A 3,689-nucleotide genomic window follows, 5' to 3' on the forward strand; every position below is an offset into this window, starting at 1 on the left:
CTCCTTGACGTAGCGCTCCAGCATGGAGGTATGCACCAGCGACAGGTGGGTGCGCACCCGTGCCAGCACCAGGGCCGGCGACACGGGCTTGACGATGTAGTCGACCGCGCCGCAGTCGAATCCCGCGGCCTCGTCGCCGACGTCGGCCAGCGCCGTCACGAAGATGACGGCGATGTGCTGGGTCTGGGGGGCGGCCTTGAGCCGGCGGCAGACCTCATAGCCGTCCAGGTCGGGCATCTGGACGTCCAGCAGGATCAACGAAGGCTGGTGCTTCTGCGCGGCGGCGAGGCATTCACCGCCACTGCGCGCGAACGCCAGCGGATAGTGCGGCGCGAGGATCTGCTTCAAGGTTGCGAGGTTGATCGGCTCGTCGTCGACGATGAGGATGGGTCCGTTCGGCATGCCTACTTCCTTTGCTCTTCCAGTTCGGCGACGAGGTCCCGCGCCATCTGTTCCGCACGCCGGAAATCGAACTCCTCGACGCTGGCCAGCAAGGCGGCCAGCGTGGCCTGCGGCAGCAGCCCGTCCAGACGCTGGAGCACGGGTGCGGCCAGGTCCGGGTTGTCGCTGTCCAGTGCGTCCAGCAGCTCATGAAGCAGGGCCGCCACCCGTGCCCTGTCGACGGACGGGCTGGCCGGCGCCGGCTGCGGTTCATTCGCGGCGGCGTCAGCCGTGAACGCCGCAATCGATCGGAGGGCCTGGGCGAAGGCGGCCTCGAACGGTGCCCATTCGTCGAAGGGGTCCCTGCCTTCGATCAGCCGATGCTCCAGGCGGCCGGCAGCGCGTGCCAGCTGGGGAAGAGCCAGGTTGCCCGCAGAGCCCTTGAGCTTGTGCAGCAGGGCGGTGGCTTCCTTTTCTTGCCCCTGGTTGAGCAGCTTGCGCAGCTGCGCCGCGCTGTCGCCGTTGTCGCGGGCAAACTTGGCCAGGAACTTCCGGTAGACGGCGAGGTCCTGCCAGACCTTGCGCGCGTCGGCCACCGAGATGTCTTCAAAGGGCACGCCGTCCTCGGCCTGCGGGCCGACCGGCGCCACGGCCTCGACGGATGCGATGTCGGCCGGCTCGCGCTGCGCGGTCAGGCGCTGAATGGCCGCGATYAGCTCATCGACGGCAAAGGGCTTGGCCACGAAGGCATTCATGCCGGCTTCCCGCGCCTCTTCCTGCTGGATCTTGAACGCGCCGGCCGTCAGCGCGATGACCGGGAGGTCTGCCAGGCCTGGCGTGCCGCGCAGCACGCGCGTTGCCTGGTAGCCGTCCATCACCGGCATCTGGACGTCCATCAGCACGATGTCGACCTCGCCGACATGGGCCGTCAGCCAATCCAGGGCCTGCAGGCCGTTCTCGGCCAGCTGCACGGTGGCGCCTTCGGACTCGAGGATGCGCAGCGCAACCTCGCGGTTGATGTCGCTGTCGTCAACGACGAGGGCGCGCAGGCCAACAAGGCGCTGCGTCGCCTCGGCTTGCGGGCTGTCGGACATGGTCGCAACCCCCCGGCGTCGCATGGCCTGGGCCACGCTGTTGTACAGCGAAGAGCTGGTCACGGGCTTGTTGAGCACGCCGTCGATCAGCTCGCTGCCCTCGCTCTTGAGGAGCTCGTCCCGGGAGTAGGCCGTCACCATCAGCACGATGGGCGCTTGCTGTCCCTCCATCGTGCGGCGGATGGCCCGCGCGGTCGCCAGCCCGTCCAGGCCGGGCATCTTCCAGTCCAGCAGGAGCACGTCATAGGCCTCGGTGCCCTGGAGTCGATTGCGCACCTTGCCGAGGGCGGCTTCGCCGGAATCGGTCAGCGTGGGTGCCCAGCCCATGGCCCGAGCGGTCAGCGCAAGGTTTTCGCGCGCCACGTCGCTGTCGTCCGCTACCAGGACTTCCAGTTTTGACAGCGCCGCGGGCTGGTAGTTCTGGATCGGGACCCATTTGAAAGGCAGGCTGAACCAGAATTCGCTGCCTTTGCCAGGCGTGCTGATGACGCCGATCTCTCCGCCCATCTTGGTGACGAGCTGGCGGCAGATCGCCAATCCCAGCCCGGTACCTCCGAAGCGGCGAGTCGTTGACATGTCCGCCTGGGCAAAGGCCGAGAAGATGTGGCTCTGCTTCTCCAGCGGAATGCCGATGCCCGTGTCGCTGACCGAAAAACGAAGGCGAGCCGAGCCGTCGGTGCGCTCCAGCAGCGCGATGCCGACCTTGACGACACCGCTGGAGGTGAACTTGATGGCGTTGCTGGTCAGGTTGATCAGGATCTGTTCGAGCCGCAGCGCATCGCCGTGCAGTTCGCCACCAACATCGGGCGCCGGCGAGATGACAAGCTCCAGATCCTTGTCGCCCGCATTGGCGCTCATGATGTTGGCCAGGTTGTCCAGCACGCCGTCCAGGTGCAGGGGGGCCTCTTCGATCTCCAGCTGGCCGGCCTCGATCTTGGAGAAGTCCAGGATGTCGTTGATGATGGTCTGCAGCGACCGGCCGGCATTGCGGATCTTCTTGACCAGGTCCAGCGCATCGGGCTCCAGCGGCTTGTTCGCGAGCAGGTAGGCCAGCCCGAGCACGGCATTCATCGGCGTGCGGATCTCGTGGCTCATGTTGGCGAGGAAGTCGGCCTTGGCGCGGCTCGCGGCCTCGGCCTCCTGGGTGCGAACGACCAGCTCCGCGGTGCGCCGCTCGACGCGCTGCTCCAGCTCCGCGTTCAGCGTGCGTACGGCCACCTCGGCCGTGCTGCGCTCGGCGATCTCATGCTCGAGCGTCTGCAGCATGCCGTTGAAGGATTCGGCCAGCTCTCCGATCTCGTCCTCGGTCGTCTTGCGGGCACGCAGGCTGAAGTCGCGCTGCTGCATGACCTGCTGCGCCACTTCGCTGACAGCCAGCATGGGCCGGGTGATGCGGCGCTGCAGCCGAAAGGACACCAGCAGGCCCAGGGCGAGGCTGCCACCGAGCACGACGCCGAAGATCAGGAGATAGTCCCGCAGCCATTGGGCGACGTCGTAACGGCCATCGATGTAGACCGCTCCCAGGCGGCCATTGGCGCCATTGACCGGCAGCATCACGATCAGATTGCTGCGCAGGACCTGTACCCCCGCAGATGGCGGCTCGGCAGGCAGGGCCGCGCCAGGAGTGGCTGCGTTCACATAGCGCGCAAACAGCTTGCCGCCTGCCGTGTAGATTGCCGCGGCATTGATATTGGGGTCACCGCGCAACTGGCCGAGGGTGTCGGTGGCAACCTTGGAATCATCGAACTCCAGGGCTGTCGCGCTGCCCTGGCCGAGGATGTCGGCTAGCGTTGTCAGTTCGCGCACCGAGYGGTCGCGGTTCTCCACCATGTCGTGATAGAAGAAGGCGGCGCTGGCCCCAAGCAGTGTGCAAGCGTTGACGGCAAGCACCATCAGCAGCAGCTTGGTGCTTATCGAACGCAGCCGGATCCTCATTCAGAGGCCCCTGGGTTCCCGCGCTGTGCGACAGCCAACAGGCGCGAGCTGATCTTGAGCCCATGCCGCTCCGCGTTGCGGACCGAGATCTCGAAGCGCACCCGGTTGTCCACCAGCATGAAGTTGATGACGCAGCCTGCGTCGATGCCGCCTGGGATGTCCGAGACCGTCAGTGTCGGCAGGGCCTTGTAGGGCTCGAGCGTGCGCCTGAGTTGCGGGGTGTCGGCGCCGCTCACAAAGATGAGCTGGACACTGCGGGGCAGTTCTCCGGCCTTGAGA

3 protein-coding genes are annotated in these 3,689 nt (G+C 66.6%); all 3 read right to left on the reverse strand.

Going from position 1 to position 3,689, the window contains the following annotated elements; genetic code table 11:
* Positions 1 to 402 (reverse strand): response regulator (locus ACXJKR_RS27080; protein WP_457325447.1); only part of this gene is annotated, 402 nt, incomplete at its 3' end.
* A 2-nt stretch (positions 403 to 404) separates the two neighbouring features.
* On the reverse strand, positions 405 to 3,410 hold the full coding sequence (locus ACXJKR_RS27085) for a response regulator (RefSeq protein WP_457325449.1): 3,006 nt from the start codon (positions 3,408 to 3,410) through the stop codon (positions 405 to 407).
* Positions 3,407 to 3,689, reverse strand: a 283-nt coding sequence (locus ACXJKR_RS27090; protein WP_457325451.1) for a YfiR family protein, incomplete at its 5' end; no start/stop codon positions are given. The genes ACXJKR_RS27085 and ACXJKR_RS27090, both read right to left, overlap by 4 nt.

The sequence above is a fragment of the Roseateles sp. P5_E11 genome (assembly GCF_054049355.1).